20 protein-coding genes are annotated in these 19,870 nt (G+C 61.3%); 9 read left to right on the top strand and 11 right to left on the bottom strand.

The features are described 5' to 3' along the window. Positions 1-100: 100 nt before the first annotated feature. The 3 genes from WBK19_RS15865 to WBK19_RS15855 form a co-directional block, all read right to left on the bottom strand. Entirely contained in the window at positions 101-247 is a 147-nt protein-coding gene (locus tag WBK19_RS15865; protein ID WP_511291418.1) for a hypothetical protein, read from the bottom strand. Between the two features lie 167 nt (positions 248-414). After that, positions 415-1,251, bottom strand: a complete 837-nt coding sequence (locus WBK19_RS15860) for a phosphatase PAP2 family protein (protein ID WP_511291416.1) — start codon at positions 1,249-1,251, stop codon at positions 415-417. Then, the gene (locus tag WBK19_RS15855) at positions 1,248-2,879 is read right to left on the bottom strand and encodes an ArnT family glycosyltransferase (RefSeq protein ID WP_511291414.1); all 1,632 of its coding nucleotides are present in this window, start codon (positions 2,877-2,879) and stop codon (positions 1,248-1,250) included. Before WBK19_RS15855 ends, WBK19_RS15860 begins: the two co-directional genes overlap by 4 nt. Positions 2,880-3,012: 133 nt before the next feature. Here WBK19_RS15855 and purT point away from each other — a divergent pair, with 133 nt between their 5' ends. Further along, on the top strand, positions 3,013-4,227 hold the full coding sequence (gene purT, locus WBK19_RS15850) for a formate-dependent phosphoribosylglycinamide formyltransferase (protein WP_511291412.1): 1,215 nt from the start codon (positions 3,013-3,015) through the stop codon (positions 4,225-4,227). A 170-nt stretch (positions 4,228-4,397) separates the two neighbouring features. After that, positions 4,398-4,880: a bacteriohemerythrin gene (locus tag WBK19_RS15845; RefSeq protein WP_511291410.1), complete on the top strand. Its 483-nt coding sequence runs from the start codon at positions 4,398-4,400 to the stop codon at positions 4,878-4,880. Positions 4,881-4,974: 94 nt separating this feature from the next. On the opposite strand, the gene phoR is transcribed toward WBK19_RS15845, so the two are convergent. From phoR to WBK19_RS15805, 8 genes are all read right to left on the bottom strand, one after another. Next, positions 4,975-6,267 carry a phosphate regulon sensor histidine kinase PhoR gene (gene phoR, locus WBK19_RS15840; protein WP_511291408.1) on the bottom strand — a complete coding sequence of 431 codons (1,293 nt, stop codon included), beginning with the start codon at positions 6,265-6,267 and terminating at the stop codon, positions 4,975-4,977. A 5-nt stretch (positions 6,268-6,272) separates the two neighbouring features. Continuing rightward, a complete protein-coding gene (gene phoB / locus WBK19_RS15835; protein WP_494647029.1) occupies positions 6,273-6,959 on the bottom strand; it encodes a phosphate regulon transcriptional regulator PhoB in 687 nt (228 codons plus the stop codon). Then, positions 6,956-7,645: a phosphate signaling complex protein PhoU gene (gene phoU, locus WBK19_RS15830; RefSeq protein WP_511291406.1), complete on the bottom strand. Its 690-nt coding sequence runs from the start codon at positions 7,643-7,645 to the stop codon at positions 6,956-6,958. Before phoU ends, phoB begins: the two co-directional genes overlap by 4 nt. A 14-nt stretch (positions 7,646-7,659) precedes the next feature. Continuing rightward, a complete protein-coding gene (gene pstB / locus WBK19_RS15825; protein ID WP_511291404.1) occupies positions 7,660-8,439 on the bottom strand; it encodes a phosphate ABC transporter ATP-binding protein PstB in 780 nt (259 codons plus the stop codon). 56 nt (positions 8,440-8,495) lie between these two features. After that, the gene (gene pstA / locus WBK19_RS15820) at positions 8,496-9,434 is read right to left on the bottom strand and encodes a phosphate ABC transporter permease PstA (protein WP_511291402.1); all 939 of its coding nucleotides are present in this window, start codon (positions 9,432-9,434) and stop codon (positions 8,496-8,498) included. After that, positions 9,434-10,381 (bottom strand): phosphate ABC transporter permease subunit PstC, encoded by a 948-nt coding sequence (pstC, locus tag WBK19_RS15815; protein ID WP_511291400.1) that lies wholly within the window; start codon positions 10,379-10,381, stop codon positions 9,434-9,436. Before pstC ends, pstA begins: the two co-directional genes overlap by 1 nt. 79 nt (positions 10,382-10,460) lie before the next feature. Beyond that, the gene (locus tag WBK19_RS15810; RefSeq protein WP_511291398.1) at positions 10,461-11,459 is read right to left on the bottom strand and encodes a PstS family phosphate ABC transporter substrate-binding protein; all 999 of its coding nucleotides are present in this window, start codon (positions 11,457-11,459) and stop codon (positions 10,461-10,463) included. A gap of 106 nt (positions 11,460-11,565) precedes the next feature. Continuing rightward, positions 11,566-12,168 carry a hypothetical protein gene (locus tag WBK19_RS15805; RefSeq protein ID WP_511291396.1) on the bottom strand — a complete coding sequence of 201 codons (603 nt, stop codon included), beginning with the start codon at positions 12,166-12,168 and terminating at the stop codon, positions 11,566-11,568. Between the two features lie 128 nt (positions 12,169-12,296). Here WBK19_RS15805 and rpiA point away from each other — a divergent pair, with 128 nt between their 5' ends. The 7 genes from rpiA to WBK19_RS15770 all read left to right on the top strand — a co-directional run bounded on the left by rpiA (position 12,297) and on the right by WBK19_RS15770 (position 19,870). Further along, positions 12,297-12,965, top strand: coding sequence for a ribose-5-phosphate isomerase RpiA (gene rpiA / locus WBK19_RS15800; protein WP_511291394.1), 669 nt, complete (start codon positions 12,297-12,299; stop codon positions 12,963-12,965). 61 nt (positions 12,966-13,026) lie between these two features. Continuing rightward, positions 13,027-13,593 carry a hypothetical protein gene (locus WBK19_RS15795; protein ID WP_511291393.1) on the top strand — a complete coding sequence of 189 codons (567 nt, stop codon included), beginning with the start codon at positions 13,027-13,029 and terminating at the stop codon, positions 13,591-13,593. Between the two features lie 140 nt (positions 13,594-13,733). After that, positions 13,734-14,510 (top strand): bestrophin-like domain, encoded by a 777-nt coding sequence (locus WBK19_RS15790; protein ID WP_511291391.1) that lies wholly within the window; start codon positions 13,734-13,736, stop codon positions 14,508-14,510. Between the two features lie 49 nt (positions 14,511-14,559). Beyond that, positions 14,560-15,597, top strand: coding sequence for a patatin-like phospholipase family protein (locus WBK19_RS15785; RefSeq protein ID WP_511291389.1), 1,038 nt, complete (start codon positions 14,560-14,562; stop codon positions 15,595-15,597). Positions 15,598-15,723: 126 nt separating this feature from the next. Further along, complete coding sequence (locus WBK19_RS15780; protein WP_511291387.1) at positions 15,724-16,881, top strand: HD-GYP domain-containing protein; 1,158 nt, start codon at positions 15,724-15,726, stop codon at positions 16,879-16,881. 89 nt (positions 16,882-16,970) lie between these two features. Next, positions 16,971-17,810 carry a phosphate/phosphite/phosphonate ABC transporter substrate-binding protein gene (locus tag WBK19_RS15775; RefSeq protein WP_511291385.1) on the top strand — a complete coding sequence of 280 codons (840 nt, stop codon included), beginning with the start codon at positions 16,971-16,973 and terminating at the stop codon, positions 17,808-17,810. 17 nt (positions 17,811-17,827) lie between these two features. Beyond that, positions 17,828-19,870 carry a hybrid sensor histidine kinase/response regulator gene (locus WBK19_RS15770; protein WP_511291383.1) on the top strand — a complete coding sequence of 681 codons (2,043 nt, stop codon included), beginning with the start codon at positions 17,828-17,830 and terminating at the stop codon, positions 19,868-19,870.

The following is a 19,870-nucleotide window of genomic DNA, read 5'->3' as shown; positions in this document are numbered from 1 at the left end:
GATTGCTGGCAGCGCGTGCTACTGCACATCGGACACTTGATACCAGCCCCGACAAGTCGCGCAATATCGAAATATTTGAGGATGGACGAAAGCATGATGTTCAGTTCAGCCCCTCGGTTGCCGCTGATTTCAGCATGAAAGCACTCGCCTGCAGGCCCAGCCAGCGCCATGCGATGGCGAGCAATGGAAGAAAAGAAGCGCCGCCGAACCCGGAACCATGACCAATATCTTGACCATGAAATTGCATGCTATTGAGGGACTTCGTGCGACAACCGTCACCTTACGAATTCCCGGCCGAAATTGCAATTGGCATTTCGGGCGTTACCGCTTCGGGATGTTCAAAAGCGGACGATTGATTGCCATGTTGGGGAATACCAGGCGCTCGCTGGCCGTGGTCAAATGACCAGCGCTGAATCAGTTCGCGCGGTTTTCTGCGGCCAAGCCTGCCAACGGCTCGTTGGCCGCCTGCCAGCCGCCGCGTAGCAGGGGCCGCAGATAGAACAGGACGAAGCCGCCCAGCCCCCACAGGCAGGCGACGATGCGCCACGGGCGGGTATCCGGGTAGCCCTGGCCATCGAATGGTAGCGTCGCCACACCAATGACGGCGATGACGATCAATATCCAGTGGGCGCGAATACCCAGCCCCCAGCGGAAACTGCGGGTCAGGCGCAGGCCGAGCCAGCCGCCGATCAGGCCGACCAGCCCTCCGGCGAGCACATCGACCGGCCAATGGGCGCCAACGGCGATCCGGGAAAAGCCAGCCAGCACGGCAATGACGACAATGGGCAGGGCACGCCGCCAGCCAAGGAGGGCCAGCCACGCGACAACGAAGGAAAAAGCCGAAACGGTATGGCCGGAGGGGAAGCTGTGCGCCGTCAATCGGGCGCCGATGATGGTGATCTGGCTGGCGTCGAGCACAGCCGCCGGGCGCGGCAGGTCGAACCAGATCTTGAGGCCGCGGCTCAGCGCCCCGGCGAGCAGCGCGCCGACGACGAGCGCCCAGAAAACGCGCGGGTAGCGCAGGCAGAAGGGCAGCATCAAGGCTAGCTGGACACGGCCGTCGCCAAGCGTCGTCAGGCTTTCCCAGAGCCATGGCGGCAAGACCTGGCTGGCCGCCTGGGCGGGAATGAAGCCGGCGTACCAGTTACCGGTCTGACCGATGGCGACCAGGCCGAGCGCGAAGATCAGGCACAGTCCGGCGATCGAAGCGTCGAAAATCGGGTTCCGGGCGTGCAAGCCCTGATCGTTCACTGCTTGTCCTCACGCTCGACACGAGCCAGCGTGACGAAGCTACGTTGATAGACGTCGCGCAGCACGAGGCTGGGGGCGAGCAGGGCCTGCACTTCGTGCTTGCGGTCGGTGCGCGTGAACACGAGCTGGCCGAGTTCGGGCACGCGGGTCGGCGTCGCTGCCTGCCGATAGACGCTGAAGCTCGGCATGATGATGCGCCAGGCGACGACATTGGTTTCGCCGCTCTGGCGGACGAACATGGCCGCTTCGCGCACGGGGCCTTGCGTCACTTCGATGGCGCGTGGGGCGATGACGAGGGCGACCGTGGCGGCCTGCAGCAGGCCGGCGAGAACCAGCCCCTGCCAGACAGGCAGACGGCGCCAGCAGGCCAGGCCGATGACGGCGACAGCGAGCAGCGGCAACAACCAGCGCGCTTCATCGGCGAAGGCGACGGTCAGGCCGTCGAGCAGGAATTTCTCGAACGGCCGGCTGGCCTTGCCGGCGGCAAAGGCGAGCACTTCCGGCAGCGCAGCCAGCAGCAGCGCAAAGAGGATCATCGGCATGAAGGCCAGCCAGCGTCGCTCGAAATCAAGCCGGTTGCGGGCGAGCAGGATGAAGACCGGCGTGCAGCCGTAGAGCAGGTAATGCGGCAGTTGCGTGCCGGAGAACGAGAAAAAGGCGAAGACGACGACGAACCAGATAACGAGGAAGCGTTCGAACAGCGCACCGCTGTCGGTCTGGCGCAGCGCATTGGCCAGCTTGCCGGCGATGGCGAACAGCCAGCCGGTGAACGGCAGCAGGACGAAGGGCAGGACCGCGAAGTAGTACCACCAGCGCCCGCCGTGGCCTTCGAAGGTGTCGGCGTAACGGTTGATGTTGTGCTTGAGGTAGAAGCCGCGGAAGAAAGCGTCGCCCTGATCGAGATAGACCGCGACGTGCCAGGGCACGACGATGGCCAGGAAGAGCAGCCAGCCGGGCCAGAAGAAGATGGCTTTGAGCCAGTCGCGCCAGGCGCCGGCCGAGACAAAAAACAGGCCGCTGATGAGCAGCGGAAAGAAAACGGCGACCGGCCCCTTGGCGAGGAAACCGAGCCCGAGCGCGGCATAGACGCCGTACAGCAGGCGGCGCGTTTTTTTGGCTGGCTTGCCATCCCGGCTGGCGACGAAATAGTCGTAGATGCCGAACATGGCCAGCGCGATGAGCAGGTTGAGCAGCGCATCGGCAATCGCCGCCTTGGCGATGAAGCCGACGACCAACGTCAAGGCCATGACCAGCGAGGCGATCTGCGCAGTCATCTGGTTGCCGTGGCGCAGGCAGAAACGGAACAGGGCGAACACCCAGAGCACTGAAAAAATGATCGACGGCAAACGGAAGCCGATTTCGCTGACGCCGAGCACGGCGACCGAGGCGGCCTGCGCCCAGTAGATGAGGATCGGTTTGTCGTGGCGCGGCGCGTCGTTGAGGGTCGGCGAGACCAGGTTGCCACGCGCCATCATTTCGCGCGTTGCTTCCGAGAAGGCGCCCTCGTCGACATCGGTCAGCGGCAGGCTCCAGGCATTCAGGAAAAAGGCCAGTATGAGCGCCAGCAACAGGCTGAACGGCGATAGCAGAAAACGCTCTACGGACAGGGGCAGGGATCGGAATTGCATCGCGGCATTATAAGGCAGCGACAGGCGCCAACCAGCCGCGGGAAGACATCCGGCTTGACGCTTCCACGGTCGACGCCTAAATTCGGCCAAATTTCAAATTCGCGCTTCGCTTCCACCGCTCCGAGGAAACCCCATGCAAATCGGCACCCCGCTCTCCCCTTCCGCTACCCGCGTCATGCTGCTCGGCGCCGGCGAACTCGGCAAGGAAGTGATCATCGCGCTGCAGCGCTTGGGCGTTGAAGTGATCGCCGTCGATCGCTACGAGAACGCCCCCGGCCATCAGGTCGCCCATCGCGCCCACGTCATTTCGATGACCGATGGCGCCGCGCTGCGCCAGCTGGTCGAACTGGAAAAGCCGCACCTGATCGTGCCGGAAATCGAGGCCATCGCCACCGACATGCTGGTCGAGATTGAAGCCGCCGGGCTGTCCGAAGTGATTCCGACCGCCCGCGCCGCCAAGCTGACCATGAACCGGGAAGGCATCCGTCGACTGGCCGCCGAAGAACTTGGCCTGCCGACCTCGCCGTACAAATTCGCCGATTCGCTGGCCGAACTGCAGGCCGCCATTGATGGCGCGAACGGTGAACAAGGCATTGGCTACCCGTGTATCGTCAAGCCGACCATGTCGTCGTCCGGCAAGGGCCAGTCGCTGCTGCGCGGCCCGGACGACGTGCAGAAGGCCTGGGACTACGCGGCGAGCGGCGGCCGGGTCAATCAGGGGCGCGTCATCGTTGAAGGCTTCATCGACTTCGATTACGAAATTACCCTGCTCACCGTCCGCGCCTGCAATGCGGCCGGCGAAGTGGTGACTCACTTCTGCGAGCCGATCGGCCACATCCAGGTCGCCGGCGATTACGTCGAATCCTGGCAACCGCAGGCAATGACGCCGGCGGCGCTGCGGCGTTCGCAGGAAATCGCTGCCGCCGTCACCGGCAACCTCGGCGGCCGTGGCCTGTTCGGCGTCGAACTGTTCGTCAAGGGCGACATGGTGTGGTTCTCGGAAGTCAGCCCGCGGCCGCACGATACCGGGCTGGTCACGCTGTGTTCGCAGCGGTTCTCGGAATTCGAACTGCACGCCCGCGCCATCCTCGGCCTGCCGGTCGACACGGCGCTGCGCGAAGCGGGCGCCTCGGCGGTCATTTACGGCGGCATGGACGAATCGGGCATTGCCTTCACCGGACTCGAAGAGGCGCTGGCCGTGCCGCGCACCGACCTGCGCCTGTTCGGCAAGCCGGAAGCCTTCAAAAAACGCCGCATGGGCGTCGCCGTAGCCAATGGCGAAACCACCGATCAGGCCCGGGTCAGCGCCAAGCTGGCGGCCAGCAAGGTACGACCGATCAGAAGTTGAAACAAGGAGTTGCGACACACTTGCACGGTCAACCGGAAATTTTGGCCAAAATCAAAACGAAAGCGTGAAGTAAGTCACGGCCCCACTGTCGCACTGTTGACACACGTCAACTGAAACACCCCAAAACTGCTATTTACTCCTGACATTGCAAAAATGTCAGGAGAACAGTCATGCCGATTATCTGGGACAAAAAACTCGAAACCGGGATTGAAGTCATCGATGCCCAGCACCAGCGCATCGTCGAGTACATCAACGATCTCGAAATTGCGAAGATGAAGCTCGACAAGAAGATGGTGAACGAGATCATCGAGCAGCTGATCGACTACACGCAGTCGCATTTCGGCTTCGAGGAAGAAATGCTCGAAGAGGCCGGCTACAAGTTCCTCAAGCCGCACAAGAAAGTCCATGAGCTGTTCATTCGCCGCGTGACCGATATCACCATGCGCGCCGCCAAGGGCGAGGATATCGTCGATGAACTGCACATGATGCTGTCGAAATGGCTGATCAACCATATCTCCAACGAAGACCGCGACTACGCCGATGCAGTCAAGCAGATGACCGGTGTCGATCACGCGGCAGCAGCTGTTGCGACCATCGAAAAACAACCGAGTCCTGGTTTCCTGAGCGGACTGCTCGGCCGCTTTTTCCGCTAACGCGTCTGTTTCGAGCGACTACGGGGGGATGCTTGCAGCCCCCCCCCGGGACCATTGCGCCCGATGGCCCTGGCGAGCCCCACGCTCGCAGTGACTAGACCCGTGCAAGGCGAGTTGCCGGAAACTTCGCGGCAAAGCGACTGCCAACGCCTGGCGCGCTTTTGATATCAAGCTGTGCCTGATGGCGATTGAGCGAGTGCTTGACGATGGCCAGCCCAAGCCCGGTACCACCGGCGTCGCGCGAGCGGCCGCGGTCGACGCGGTAGAAACGCTCGGTCAGACGCGGAATGTGTTTGGCCTCGATACCGATCCCGGTGTCTTCGACGGCGAACTCAGCCCCTTGCGGGGTCACTTTCCATTCGATGCGCACCGTGCCGCCGGCCGGCGTATAACGCACGGCGTTGGCGACCAGATTGCCGAAGGCGCTGACCAGTTCCGGTTCCGAACCACGCAGGTCGCACTGTCCGTCGGTTTCGGCCACGATAGTGTGCCGACCACCTGACAGCGCCTCGCCATCACGGCGCAGCTTGTCGATGAGGTTGCTCATATCGACCAGATCATTGTTGGGTGGCGGCGCCGACTCGATGGAAGACAGGGTCAGCAAATCCTGGACGATGGACTCCATGCGTTTCGACTGCTCGGCCATCATGTCGAGATAGCGATGCTGGTCATCCCGGTCGAGTTCGATCTCCTGCAGCGTTTCGAGGAAGCCGGCCAGAACGGTGAGCGGCGTACGCAGTTCGTGCGAGACATTGGCCACGAAATCGCGGCGCATGCGGTCGAGACGGTCGCTCTGGGTGACGTCCTTGATCTGCATGAGGCGACGATTGCCGGCATAGGGAACGACGTGGATCGACAGCACACGATCGACGCCACGATCCGAACGCAGGGTCAGCGGCCGCTCGAAATCGCCGTCCTCAAGGTAGGCGACGAACTCCGGCTGGCGTACCAGATTGACGATGGGCTGCCCGCGATCGGTTTCAAAAACAAGGCCAAGTTGATCTTCGGCCGTGGTGTTGCAGTAAATAATCTGCTGGTTCAGGTCGAGCGAGACGACACCATCGGTCAGCGCTTGCAGCGCGGCAAAAAGACGCTCGATCTGGTCGTCGCGATCGGAAATCTGGGTGCGCAGGTCCTTTTCGTGCCGATAAAGACGGCCAAAGATGCCATCCCAGGCCCCCTCGCCTTCCAGGCTGGCATCAACGACGGGATGCTGTGACCAGCGATCCAGCCGGGCGAAGTTGCGAAAGTTGAAGAGCATCTGCAGGCCGAGCCCGGCGCAGAAAATCGCCCAGCCGGCCCATGGCGCGACAAAGTAGCCAACCGGGATGGCAATGCCTGCGGCCAAAAGGATCAATGCAAGGGCGTTGACGATTTGCGACGGCACGCCGCTCAGGCTCCCCGGAAGCGGTAGCCCGTACCGCGCACGGTTTCAACGCGCTCGTGGTTGCCGGAACCTTCCAGCGCAGCGCGCAGACGGCGAATATGGACGTCGACCGTGCGCTCTTCGATGAAGACGTGGTCGCCCCAGACTTCGTCAAGCAACTGGGCGCGGGTATAGACGCGCTCGGCGTGGGTCATGAAGAAGAAGAGCAGGCGGAACTCGGTCGGCCCGAGTTCGATCGGCTGGCCGCTGGCCAGCACACGATGGGTCGCCGGATTGAGGGCGAGGCTGCCGATTTCGACCGCTTCGCCAGCCAGATGCGGAGCCCGGCGACGCAGCACGGCGCGGACGCGGGCGACCATTTCCTTGGGTGAGAAAGGCTTGGTGATGTAGTCGTCGGCCCCGGCTTCGAGACCCTGCACCTTGTCTTCTTCGTGGACGCGGGCGGTGAGCATGATGACCGGCAGTTCGCGCGTGCGCTCGTCGGCGCGGATTTTCTTGGCCAGCGCCACGCCGGATTGACCGGGCAGCATCCAGTCGAGAATCACCAGGTCGGGCAGCGCGGCGCGGATAGCCGATTCGGCTTCCTCGGCGCTGCCGGCACGAACGACGAGAAAGCCGGCATGCTTGAGATTGATGGTGACGAGCTCCTGGATGGCCGGCTCGTCCTCAACGACCAGGATCGTTGGTGTCACTGCGCCTTCTCCTTGGTGTGGCGGATGTCACGGCCTTCGACAATGTACACCACCTGCTCCGAAACGTTCTTGGCGTGGTCGCCGATACGCTCGATGGCGCGGGCGATCCAGATGATGTCGATGGAGGTGGTGATGGTGCGCGGGTCTTCCATCATGTGCGTGATGAGCTGGCGAATGATCGACTTGAATTCGGCATCGACATCGCTATCAGCGCGGATGACATTGGCTGCCTGTGGCGTGTCGAGGCGGGCAAAGGCGTCGAGCGCCTGGCGCACCATGGTCAGTGCCGCTTCGGCCAGATGGCGGACGCCAACGCCGTATTGCCCGGGCAGATGGCCATTTTCGTAGATGCGGCGAACGCCCTTGGCGATCTTCTTGGCCTCGTCGCCGGCCCGTTCGAGGTCGGTGACGATCTTGCTGATGCCGAGGATCAGACGCAGGTCGGAGGCGGTCGGCTGGCGCTTGGCGATGATGTGGGCGCAGTCGTCGTCGATGGCCTTTTCGAGTTCGTTAACCTTTCGGTCGGTCTCGACGATGGTCTTGACGCTGGCGACTTCACCCGTGGCGTATGCCTCAATGGCAGCGGAAACCTGGGTTTCGACCAGACCACCCATCTGCAGCACATGGGTGCGCAGGCGGCTGAGTTCGTCGTCGAACTGGCTGGAAAGGTGTTGGCTTTCGTTCATTTCATTTCCCCTGATTAACCCATGCGGCCGGTGATGTAATCTTCAGTGCGCTTGTCTTGCGGCTTGATGAAGATTTCGTCGGTCTTGCCGAACTCGATGAGCTCGCCCAGATACATGTAGGCGGTGTAGTCCGAAACACGAGCAGCCTGCTGCATGTTGTGGGTGACGATGAGGATGGTGACGCGCTTCTTGAGCTCGTGCACCAGCTCCTCGATGGCGCCGGTGGCGATCGGGTCGAGCGCCGAGGTCGGCTCGTCGAAGAGCAGCAGTTCGGGATCGGTAGCCAGGGCGCGGGCGATGCACAGACGTTGCTGCTGACCGCCGGACAGATTCGGCGCCATGTCCTGCAGGCGATCCTTCACTTCGTCCCAGATCGCCGCGCCGCGCAGGGCGTGTTCGACCTTGTCGTCGAGCACACGACGATTGTTCTCGCCACGCACGCGCAGGCCGTAGGCAACGTTTTCGTAGATGGTTTTCGGAAACGGATTCGGCTTCTGGAAAACCATGCCGACGCGCATGCGGACTTCGATCGGATCAACTTCCGACGAAAGCAGGTTGGTGTTGTCCGGGAAGAAACGGATCTCGCCTTCGTAGCGGTTGCCCGGGTAGAGGTCGTGCATGCGGTTGAAGCTGCGCAGGTAGGTCGATTTGCCGCAGCCGGAAGGGCCGATCAGGGCGGTGACCTTCTTGTCGTAGATCGGCATGTTGATGCCCTTGAGCGCCTTCGCTTCACCGTAGTAAAAGTTCAGGTTGCGGGCTTCGGCCTTGAGGGTCGGGGTGTCGTGAATCTGCATCGGAGACTCCATTTCGGATTTCATTTTTGGCTATTTTTTCGGGTTGACCGTAGCAATTACCACTTGATGTTCTTGCGCATTTTGTAACGGAGCCAGATTGCAACCCCGTTCATGGTCAGCACCATGGCCATCAGCACGAAGCCGGCGGCTGCGGCATTCACTTCGAAAGCCGGGTCGGGACGCGAAGTCCAGTTGAAAATCTGGATCGGCATCACGGTAAAGGGCGACATTACCCAGTCGAACAGGCCGGCCGTTACGCCAGGGCTGACTTCGGTGAAAGGCACCGGCGGCAGGAAGGCGATGAAGGTCAGCGCGCCAATGGTGATGATCGGCGCCGTTTCCCCGATGGCGCGGGCCAGGCCGATGATCACGCCGGTCAGGATGCCGGGCATGGCGTAGGGAATGATGTGGTAACGGCAGGTCTGCCAGCGCGTCGCACCGACCGCCATCGAGCCTTCGCGGATCATCGCCGGGATGGCGCGGATCGCTTCACGGGTCGACACGATGATGATCGGCAGGATCAATAGAGCCAGCGTCAGGCCGGCCGACAGGATGCTTTGCCCGAAGCCGAAGGTATAGACGAAGATGCCGAGCGCCAGGAGACCGTACACAATCGACGGCACCGCCGCCAGGTTGGTGATGTTGATCTCGATGATCTCGGTAATCCAGTTGCGCTTGGCGTACTCCTCAAGATAGACGCCAGCCGCGACGCCGATTGGCACAGCGGCCAGGGCAGTGACGAACATGACCAGCAGCGAGCCAACCCAGGCGGACAGGATGCCGGCCTGTGTGGCGCGCCGCGAGGCGAAGTTGAGGAAGAAATCAACGGTGAAACGCTCCGAGCCCTTGGCCACCATGTCGGACACCAGCAGCACGATGACGAGCAGCGCGACGGCCAGACAGAAGATGCCAAGCACCTTGAAGATGGTGTCCTTGAGCTTGCCCTTGGCGATCAGGGCGCGGATTTGTTCGGTTGTCAGAACAGTCGATGACATCAGTAATTCTCCCGATATCGGCGGCGCAGCCATTGGCCGAGGATATTGAACATCAGGGTGATCAGGATCAGCGTCAGGCCGGCGGCGAAGATGGTCTGGTAGCCGATCGAGCCGTGCGGCAAGTCGCCGAGGGCGACCTGGACGATGAAGGAGGTGATAGTCGCGGCCGGTTCCATTGGGTTCCAGGTCAGGTTCGGCTGCATGCCGGCGGCGACGGCGAGAATCATCGTTTCACCAACGGCGCGCGAAATGGCCAGGATGTAGGAAGCGGCGAGACCGGAGAAGGCGGCCGGCACAACAACGTGCAAAGCCGTATGCAGACGGGTCGAACCCAGCGCATAGGAGCCTTCGCGCAGGCTCATCGGCACGGCGCGCATGGCATCCTCGGACAACGAGGCAATATACGGAACAATCATGATACCCATGACCAGACCGGCGGAAAGCAGCGAGAAGCCGGGCAGCGACGGAATCAGCTTCTGCAGCAGCGGGGTGACCATGAGCAGCGCGAAGTAGCCGAAAACGATGGTCGGGATGCCGCCGAGCAGCTCCAGAATCGGCTTGGCGACTTCACGCACCTTGCCGTGGGCAAATTCGGACAGGTAGATGGCGATGATCGTCCCCATCGGGATAGCGACGACCAGCGCAACGAACGAGGAAACAAGGGTGCCGGAAATGAGCACCATGATGCCGAAGTGGGCATCATCGAAAAGCGGGGTCCATTGGGTATCGGTCAGGAAGTCGACGATGCTGACCTGCTGAAAGAACTGGACTGACTCGGAAACGAGAACATAGACGATGCCGATGGTGGTCAGCACGGAAACGGCAGCGGCGGCGAAGAGCAGAGCTTCGATGATGCGCTCGCTGACGTGGCGCATGGCTTTATGCGACAGGCGGTCGCTGACCATTGGCAGGTCGGAGGGGTTGTTGGCTGTCATAGCGTGATTCACTTGAAGATTCCTTTCGGAGTGAAGCCCGGTCGTAGCCGGGCTTCTGCGCCTGGCGGACCGAAGTCCGCCAGATCGGAGCTTACATCTTTGCTTCGCGCTTCATCAGGTCTTCGATGGTAATGCCAATTTCATTTTGGCCACCAAACACGGTGCCGATCTTGTTCTTCTTCACATGCTCGATATTACCGGTGTAGGCGGAGGCCGGCAGCGGTACGTACTTGACTTCCTTGGTCAGCGCAGCGCCGTTCTTCATGTAGAACTCGATGAATTCCTTGACCTCAGGCTTCTGCAGCGACTTGGCCTTGACGTAGATGAAGATCGGACGCGACAGCGGTGCGTAGGTGCCATTTTCAACATTGGCCGCCGACGGCTCGACCGCCTTGCCGGTCTTCGGATTGACGATCGGCAGGGCCTTCAGCTTGCCGGTGTTCTCGGCATAGTAGGCGTAGCCAAAGTAACCGATGGCATTGACGTCACGCGAGACGCCCTGGACCAGCACATTGTCGTCTTCAGAAGCGGTGTAGTCGCCGCGCGAGGACTTGGCCTTGCCAACCATGGCTTCGGTGAAATACTCGAAGGTACCAGAGTCCGCACCGGCACCGAACAGCTTGACCGGTGCATCAGGCCAGGCCGGGTTGATCTGATTCCACTTCATGATCTTGCCCTGGGCGGCCGGTTCCCACAGCATCTTCATTTCGGCGACGGTGGCCTGCTTGAGGAAGGCATTCTTCGGGTTGATGACGACGGTCAGCGCGTCAAAGGCGACCGGCATTTCGATGTACTCGACGCCAGCGGCCTTGCACAACTCCATTTCCGCCTTGGTGATCGGGCGGGAAGCGTCCGAAATGTCAATTTCGTCGCGGCAGAATTTCTTGAAGCCGCCACCCGTTCCGGAAATACCGACGGTGACCTTGATGGCGTTCTTCTTGGCTTTCTGGAATTCTTCGGCCACCGCTTCGGTGATCGGATAGACGGTAGAAGAACCGTCAACTTTAATAACTTGAGCCTGGGCGGATTGGGCGCCAATCAAGGCGACACCAGCGACCGCGAGGGCAGAAACGAGTTTTGAATTCAGCATTGGATAACTCCTGCACAGGGTTGATTGGACAACACTGAGGAGATTACCCGCCGATTGTTACAGCCAAATGACAGGCTGTAACAATCGAAAAACTATTACTTTTTGCCTACTTGGCCGGACGCCCGGTCTTGATGCGCTCGACGCGCCCCATCACCGCTTTCAGCTCGGCATCGTTCAATGCCGCCAACACCGCGATGCCGCCACGCAGCAGTTCGCTTTTCTTGACGTCGTTGCCGAGCCCGCTCAAGCGCTTCTTGAGCACGCCGATCAGGGCGTACTCGGTGTCCGGCATGGCATAGCTGTCGCGCACCAGCTTCACTTTTTTGGCCTTGGCCGGCTTGGCGGCTTTCGCCACTTCCTGCTTCATGACTTTGGGCTGATCGTATTTGATCGCTTGGGCCTTGACCAGGGCATCAGCCAGCACCTTCTGATGCTTGGCGACGGTTTCCTCAACCCGGGTCGGCTTGCGTACCACCTTGGCCTTGCTGGCAGCCGGAGCGGGTTTAGCCACAACCGGCGCCGGCTTCTCGGCGGCAACGGGAGCCGGCTTTGGCACGGCAATCTTGGCGGCGGGCGCCACAATAGCCTCGGCAACCGCCTCAGCCGGTTTCACCTCGACCTTTGGCGCCGTACGCGGCACCAGCTTCTTCGGCGGCTTTGGCGTTGAAACGGGCTTGGCGGCCGGGGCCTTCTTGGTTTTATCGCTCATCATGCTCTCCCTAAAAAACAGTATGGCTAGTTTAGCCAATATGAAAGCACGCCAAGGTTAAGGTTTTATGACAGTTTCGGACCAGATCGACGGGGTAAAATGCGCCCAAGCCACTTCAGGAGCACAGCATGACCCAGGATGAACTCAAACAGGCCGTCGCCCAAGCTGCCGCCGACTACGTCGCGCAGACGGCACCGGCCGGCAGCATCATCGGCGTCGGCACCGGTTCGACAGCCAACTTTTTCATCGACGCACTGGCCCCGCTCAAGGACAAATACAAAGGCGCCGTAGCCAGTTCGGAAGCCACCCGCCAGCGTCTGGAAGGCCATGGCATCATGGTGTTCGACCTCAACGACGTCAACGACATCCCGGTTTACGTGGATGGTGCCGACGAAATCGACGCCGGCCTCAACATGATCAAGGGGGGTGGCGGCGCGCTGACGCGCGAGAAGATCGTTGCCGCCGTGGCCCGTGAATTCGTCTGCATCTGTGACGGCTCGAAGCTGGTCGACGCGATGGGCAAATTTCCGCTACCCGTCGAAGTGATCCCCATGTCGCGCGCCCATGTCGCCCGCGAACTGGCCAAACTGGGCGGCACGCCGGTGCTTCGCGAGGGCTTCGTTACCGACAACGGCAACCTGATCCTCGACGTCAAAGGCCTGGTCATCACCGACCCGAAGGGCCTCGAAACGCAAATCAACCAGATCACCGGCGTCGTCACCAACGGCCTGTTCGCCGTGCGCCCGGCCAACCTGCTGCTGCTCGGCACGGCGGCAGGTGTCAAAACGATTCGCTGATTCATTTTTTTGTCATCTTCGGGCGCTAATCTCCGACGGCCAAACACCGTCGGGAGCACCCATGTTTTTGTCTTCTCATGAAATTGCCCGGAGCCGCGAGCACGCGCTGAACAATCTGCTCGACCTGTCGGCGGCCTGCATCGATGCCAGCCAGCGTTTCTCCGAACTGATTTCCACCAACAGTCGCGAAGCCGTCCATCACGGTAGCCGGCACTTGGCGCAAGTGGGCCACGGCCAACTGGATACGATGACCCAGTTCCCCACCACCATCTGGCTGGAAAGCGCCGCCCGCGCCAGCCGCATGCTGGACGGCACGCTGGAAATCGTCGGCGAGGCGCACAAGGCGATGATTCGCAACACCGAATCCCACGTGCGCATGCTTGATGAAATGGTTTTCGCAACAATCAATCGCGCCACCAAAACCAGCCCGTGGGAAGCCGAATTCGTCCTGCACGCGATGAAGGCCTCATTGCAAAATGCCGAACAGACAATGCACGACATCAGTGAGGCAGCCATTGAAACGGTGACGCTGGCTGAAAACGAACTCCATCAAACGACTGAAGTGATTGCCGCCAGCACACCGGCTCCGCGCCGCCGTGCCGCGTCGACCAAGAAGGCTCCCGCCTGACCTCATAACAAAAAGGCAATCTCTCCATTCTGCCCGGCGCTGCCGGGCTTTTTTTCTCCGGTTTCTGGCGGAACGATTGACGCCGGACGTCGCCATCGCCCAGACTCCGTAGCTGGTTTCAGGAAACGGACACTCCCCGCATGCCCACGAGCAACTGGCACATTTACGACCATTATGGCTATGCCTTCCTCGCCGTCGCCGGCACCTTTGCCGCTGTCGCTGCCGTGCAGTGGGCGCTGCACCGGCCGCGCTGGGCGGGCTGGATCGCTTCGCTGCAGGGCGTGGCGCCGCCCTTCATCAACATCATCGGCGTGCTTTTCGGACTGACCCTGGCCTTTCTCGCCAACGACACGTGGAGCGCCCACGACCGGGCGATGAATCCCGTATTCAAGGAGGCCGACTCGCTGCGCAGCATTGCCGTGCTCTCCGAACAACTGGCCGAACCGCTGCGCGGCGAGGTGCGCGGCGCCGTGTCGCATTACGGCCAGGCCAGCGCCGGCGAATGGCCGATGCTGGCAGCACGCCAGTCAAGCCACGAAGTCACGGCTCTGGCCGACGCCCTGCTGACGCTGCTGGCCAGCCCGAAAATCGCCACCGGCGCGGGCGAGAACGTCCAGGCGTTGATGCTGCGCAAGGCCATCGAAATTCGCGACGAGCGCGACCTGCGCATCGGCCTCAGCCAGACCCACGTCAATCCGCTCAAGTGGCTGGGCATGGCCTTTCTCGGCTTCCTGACACTGCTTTCGGTTTCCGTCGTCCATGTCGACAAACCTCGCGCCGCGATGGTCGCCGTCATCCTGTTCGCCCTCGCCGCGGCGCCGACGGCAGCCATCGTCCTGATCCAGGGCAACCCCTTCCAGCAACCGACCTCGGTGACACCAGCGCCGATCGTCGAGGCTGTCGCTGACCGGCCATGAGCTCGGCAGACGATTTCAATTTTGGGCATTTTTTCGGGTTGACCGTGGCATGCACCTGAAACCCGCAAAGACACACGCAATCAACCTCGCCCTGCAAGGCGGCGGTGCGCACGGGGCCTTCACCTGGGGCGTACTCGACGCCTTGCTCGAAGATTCGGCCATCGACTTCGACGGTGTCAGCGGCACCAGCGCCGGCGCGATGAACGCGCTGTGTCTGGCGCACGGCCTGATGACCGGCGGCCGCTACGGCGCCCGCGAAGCGCTAACCCGTTTCTGGACGAGCGTCGCGGCCAGCTCACCCTTTGCCAAGTCCGGCGATGGCGGCGGCGAGATAAGTCCGGCGCTCAAGCTCATGCTGCAATGGACCAACCACCTGAGCCCCGAGCAGCTCAACCCCTTCGACCTCAACCCCTTGCGCGACATTCTCGGCGAACAGTTTGACTTCGCCCGCCTGCGCCGCGACGCCCCGGTCAAGCTGTTCATCGCTGCCACCCACGCCAACTCGGGCAAGCTGCGCCTGTTCCGCAACCATGAACTGTCGGTCGACACCCTGCTCGCCTCGGCCTGCCTGCCAACCATTCACCGGACCATCGTGATCGATGGCGAGCCCTACTGGGACGGTGGCTACAGCGCCAACCCGGCGGTCTTTCCGCTGGCTTACCAATGCACCTCGCCGGACATCCTGCTCATCCTGCTCACGCCGCTGCGTTACAGCGAAACACCCGCTTCGGCCGAGGATATCCGGCAGCGCCTGCTTGAACTATCGTTCAACGCCACCTTCCTGCGCGAAATGCGGATGTTCGCCCACCTGCGCGAGGAGGTCAGCACCTCGGTCCTGCCCACTTGGTTGCTCAACCGGCTACCGGTCGGCCGGCTGGAGCGCCGGATCGAACAGTTGCGCTTTCACGCCATCACCGCCGATGCCCTGCTCGGCGAATTGCCGGCCGGCAGCAAACTGGCCGTCAACCTACCCTTTTTCGAAAGCCTGCGCGACAGCGGACGGGAGCACGCGCAAGCCTGGCTGGAGACGCATCGAAGCAGCGTCGGGCAACGCGCGACACTGGACCTGGAGCAGCTTTTTTACTGAACCAGAGATCAGACCGTCACCACCAGTCCATGGCAACAAGCTGCAGCTTGCCGCCGAGAAAGCTCTAGAATAGCCGTATAAAGGCTGCCCAGCTGCCAGCCACATACGATTGCCAAGGACTGCGAAATGACCGCGCCTCCCCATCAAGCGCCGAACAAAACGATTCTGGTGGTTGATGACACCCCCTTCAACCTGGCTTTGATGTCGGCTGTCCTCAAGAAGCACTACTTGGTCAGGGAAGCGGCCTCCGGCCCGCAGGCGCTGGCCATGCTGAAAAACGAGGCGCTGCCCGACCTTATCCTGCTCGACATCATGATGCCGGCGATGGATGGCTATGAAGCCTGCTCCCGGCTCAAGGCCGACCCGCTGACCGCCGGCATTCCGGTCATTTTCCTGACCGCCAACGTCTCCAGCGACGACGAGGAAAAGGGTTTCGAGCTGGGCGCCGTCGATTACATCACCAAACCGATCCGGCAGAAGGTCGTCCTCGCCCGCATCAAGACCCACCTCCAGATCAAGGCTTCGGCCGATTTCCTGGAAGACAAGGCGGTCTATCTTGAAAAAGAAGTTGCCCGCCGCGCCGAGGAAATCGAGGCAATTCAGGACGTGACCATCCTGGCCATGGCATCCCTGGCTGAAACCCGCGATAACGAAACAGGCAACCACATTCGCCGTACCCAGTATTACGTTCAGGCGCTGGCCGAAAAACTGCGGCCCCATCCGCGTTTCTCGGCATTTCTGACCGAGCATACGATCAAGCTGCTGTTCAAGTCGGCGCCGCTGCACGACATCGGCAAAGTCGGCATTCCCGACCATATTCTTCTCAAGCCCGGACGCTTCACACCGGACGAGTTCGCGATCATGAAGACGCATACGACGCTGGGCCGTGATGCCATTGCGACCGCCGAGTCCCGGCTCGGCGTCAATGTCGAATTCCTGACCTACGCCAAGGAGATCGCCTACAGCCATCAGGAAAAATGGGATGGCAGCGGTTATCCGGAAAACCTGGCCGGCGACGCCATCCCGATTTCGGCCCGCCTGATGGCCGTGGCCGACGTCTATGATGCGTTGATCAGCCGCCGCCCCTACAAGGAGCCAATGCCGCATGACAAGGCCGTCCAATTGATCATGGACGGACGCGGTACGCACTTTGATCCGGACATCGTCGACGCCTTTATCGGCCTGCAGGAGGAGTTTCTTGCCATCAGCCAGCGTTACGCCGACAGCGAAGCCGATATCGAGCAAAAGGCCCTTCAGATTGATCAGGCGCTGATCAAACGCTGAGCTGCCCAAACGAAACGCATTGAACCAACCCCATAAATCGCTAAAATCTATAAATACAATAATTTGCGGCTACTCCGCCAAGGATTCCCATGCTTCGCTTTCTAATCGGCTGCATCGCTGCCATTTTCTTCGCTGCCAACGGTTTCGCCGAGGAGTCGCCGACCTATCGCTTTTCCCCGGTCAACCAGTGGGATATCAACAAGACGGCGACGTACTGGAATCCGATCATCAACTACGTTTCGGAAAAAAGCGGCGTCAAACTGCAGTTGAAAATCGGCCGTACCTCGGCGGATACGACAAGTTACGTTCTGGCTCAGGAAGTCGAGTTCGTCTTCACCAACCATTTATTCAGCCCGGAACGCGACAAGCTCGGCTGGAAGGTCTTTGGTCGTCGCCAGACGTCGGCCCTGCACGGCCAGATTGCCGTCCCGGCCGATTCGCCGATCACCAGGCTGGAACAGCTGAAGGGCGAGGAAATGGCCTTTGCCGGCCCCGAGGCATTCATCGGCTACAAGGTGCCCTACGCCCATTTGCTGGGTAAGGGGATCGACGTCAAGGTTGTCTTCGGGGGCAACCAGAACGCAGCCTTCGCGCAGATGTTCGCCGGCAAGGTCAAGGCCGTCGGCAGCAATTCGCAGTTGATCGAAGGCTATGCCGCGCGTGAGAAAAAAGCCTTCCGCGTCCTGTGGTCGTCCGACGGCTATCACGACCTCGCCCTGATGGCCTCGGGCAAGGTGCCCGAAAAGGATTTGAAAGCTGTGGCTGCCGCTTTCCATGGCATGGTTCAGGACGCCAGGGGCCGGGAAATTCTTCACCAGGCGTCGCTCAGCGCCGGCCTCAGCGACGATGTCTACTTCATCCCGTCGAGCAATGCCGACTACGCCAGTTACCGCAAGTTCTACCAGTCGGCACCGGCCGCCCTGCGCTAGAAATCCAGACCGCCGAGGTGAAATCGCTGCTTTCCCGCCTGCTGCCCGAGACCCTGGTCGCCCGCGTCTATTTGCTGTATTCGGCAACCCTGTTGCTGTTTATCGGCATCGGGCTCGCCTTGTTCTATCAGGCGCAGATTCGGGTCAGCGTTCAGGATGCGCAGGATTCGTCGACCATGCTGGTCGAGGTGGTCGCCCAGGTGATCGCCGAGAGCGCCGTGATCGGCGACTACGACACGATCAATCGCACCCTGGAACGTGCCATTGCCCGCTCGCAGTTCGAGTCTGCGGCCTTCATCGACCTTCAAGGTGGCGTCGTGCGCAGCACCAATCCTGTCAAGCCTGAGAGCACGCCGCCTGCCTGGCTGCACGAACAGATCGCCAACCAGCTTTACGACGTGAATCGCAACATTTCAGCCGGCGGCATTGATTACGGGGTCTTGCGGCTGACCTTCGCAGTCGACAGCATTGCCGGCGCCATCTGGGAACTGGTGCTCACCGCTGCCGAGCTGGCTGTTGCCGGTTTTGCCGGCGGCCTATTGCTGATCTGGTTTCCGCTCAAGCGCTGGCTCAGCGCCCTCGACCGCATCCGGCTGTTCGAGCAGCATTCGGCCGAAAAAGGCGACGTGGAGGCGATTAGCCCGGCCGATGTGCCGCTCGAGTTTCGCCCGACTTTCGAGTTGTTGAGCCGTACCGCCGGCAGCCTGCGCAACGAGCTGGCATCGCGCGAAAAAGCCCTGATAGCGCTGCGCGAACTGCTCTCCGGCCTGGGCCACCTGCACGATGCCGAGATGCCGGTCAGCGATGACGATATCGCCGCCCTGACGACGACGATCTCCCGCCTGGTCAATGAACGTGAAACTGTTCGCCTGGCCATGATGCAGGCGCGCGACGCGGCCGAATCGGCGAATCGTGCGAAAAGCGAGTTTCTCGCCAACATGAGCCATGAAATCCGGACCCCGATGAACGGCATCATCGGCATGACCGATCTGGTTCTTGACAGCGAGCTGACCGCCGAACAGCGCGACTACCTAGCGACCGTCAAATCGTCGGCCAATGCCTTGCTCGGCATCATCAACGACATCCTCGACTTTTCGAAGATCGAGGCGGGGAAGCTCGGCATCGAAAGCATCGATTTCGATCTTCCGGAAATGGTCAATGAAGTCATCCAGCCGCTGGCGCTCAATTCGAAAAATACGCAATTGCAGGTCAGCTGCACCATCCAGGCAGGCGTTCCGCAGCGTCTGCGCGGCGATCCCTTGCGAATTCGGCAGGTGCTTCTCAATCTGCTCGGCAACGCCATCAAGTTCACCGACCGGGGCGAGGTCGCGCTGACCGTCAGTTCACAGAACCTGCCGCATGGCATGACGCGCCTGCACTTTGCCGTGCGCGATACCGGCATTGGTATACCGCTCGACAAGCAGGCGCACATATTCGATGCGTTTGCCCAGGAAGACAGCTCGACCAGCCGGCGCTTTGGCGGCACCGGGCTCGGGCTCTCCATTTCGCGCCATCTTGTCACGCTGATGGGCGGCGGAATGTGGCTGGAAAGCACGCCAGGACATGGCAGCACCTTCCATTTCGCGCTGGAACTGGCGATCGCCGACCAGCCGGCAGCCAGCCCGGGCCGCAGCGGTCCGGGCAAAGCGTCGCCCAGTGTCGGGGGCAATGCCAAAATCCTTCTGGTTGAAGACAACCGGGTCAATCAGAAGCTCGCAACCGCCTTGCTCGAGCGTTGCGGCTACCACGTCACGCTGGCCGAAAACGGGGCCTCCGGGCTTGATCTCGCGACGAAGGAAGCGAGCGCCTTCGACCTCATCCTGATGGACATGCAGATGCCGGTCATGGATGGCCTGGAAGCGACGCGGCAGATCAGGGAATTTGAGCAGGAGCACGGCAAAAAGCGCCTGCCGATCATCGCCATGACCGCCAACGCCATGCAGGGTGATCGCGAAATCTGTGTCGCCGCCGGCATGGACGACTACATCTCGAAACCGATCAGGGCCGATGAGTTGTATGGCCTGATCGCCCAATTGCTCGCCGCCTCGCGAGTCAGCTAA

The organism is Azonexus sp. (genome assembly GCF_049652925.1).
Taxonomy (GTDB): domain Bacteria; phylum Pseudomonadota; class Gammaproteobacteria; order Burkholderiales; family Rhodocyclaceae; genus Azonexus.
Note: the sequence above shows the minus strand (reverse complement) of the source record. Positions and strands in the feature narration are given on the sequence as shown.

Bases quoted from the DNA above. Each gene is read 5' to 3' on its own strand.
- WBK19_RS15865 (WP_511291418.1), bottom strand. From the start codon at position 247: ATGCAATTTCATGGTCAAGATATTGGTCATGGTTCCGGGTTCGGCGGC.
- WBK19_RS15855 (WP_511291414.1), bottom strand. From the start codon at position 2,879: ATGCAATTCCGATCCCTGCCCCTGTCCGTAGAGCGTTTTCTGCTATCG.
- purT (WP_511291412.1), top strand. From the start codon at position 3,013: ATGCAAATCGGCACCCCGCTCTCCCCTTCCGCTACCCGCGTCATGCTG.
- WBK19_RS15845 (WP_511291410.1), top strand. From the start codon at position 4,398: ATGCCGATTATCTGGGACAAAAAACTCGAAACCGGGATTGAAGTCATC.
- phoU (WP_511291406.1), bottom strand. From the start codon at position 7,645: ATGAACGAAAGCCAACACCTTTCCAGCCAGTTCGACGACGAACTCAGC.
- pstB (WP_511291404.1), bottom strand. From the start codon at position 8,439: ATGCAGATTCACGACACCCCGACCCTCAAGGCCGAAGCCCGCAACCTG.
- pstA (WP_511291402.1), bottom strand. From the start codon at position 9,434: ATGTCATCGACTGTTCTGACAACCGAACAAATCCGCGCCCTGATCGCC.
- WBK19_RS15810 (WP_511291398.1), bottom strand. From the start codon at position 11,459: ATGCTGAATTCAAAACTCGTTTCTGCCCTCGCGGTCGCTGGTGTCGCC.
- WBK19_RS15805 (WP_511291396.1), bottom strand. From the start codon at position 12,168: ATGAGCGATAAAACCAAGAAGGCCCCGGCCGCCAAGCCCGTTTCAACG.
- rpiA (WP_511291394.1), top strand. From the start codon at position 12,297: ATGACCCAGGATGAACTCAAACAGGCCGTCGCCCAAGCTGCCGCCGAC.
- WBK19_RS15795 (WP_511291393.1), top strand. From the start codon at position 13,027: ATGTTTTTGTCTTCTCATGAAATTGCCCGGAGCCGCGAGCACGCGCTG.
- WBK19_RS15790 (WP_511291391.1), top strand. From the start codon at position 13,734: ATGCCCACGAGCAACTGGCACATTTACGACCATTATGGCTATGCCTTC.
- WBK19_RS15785 (WP_511291389.1), top strand. From the start codon at position 14,560: ATGCACCTGAAACCCGCAAAGACACACGCAATCAACCTCGCCCTGCAA.
- WBK19_RS15780 (WP_511291387.1), top strand. From the start codon at position 15,724: ATGACCGCGCCTCCCCATCAAGCGCCGAACAAAACGATTCTGGTGGTT.
- WBK19_RS15775 (WP_511291385.1), top strand. From the start codon at position 16,971: ATGCTTCGCTTTCTAATCGGCTGCATCGCTGCCATTTTCTTCGCTGCC.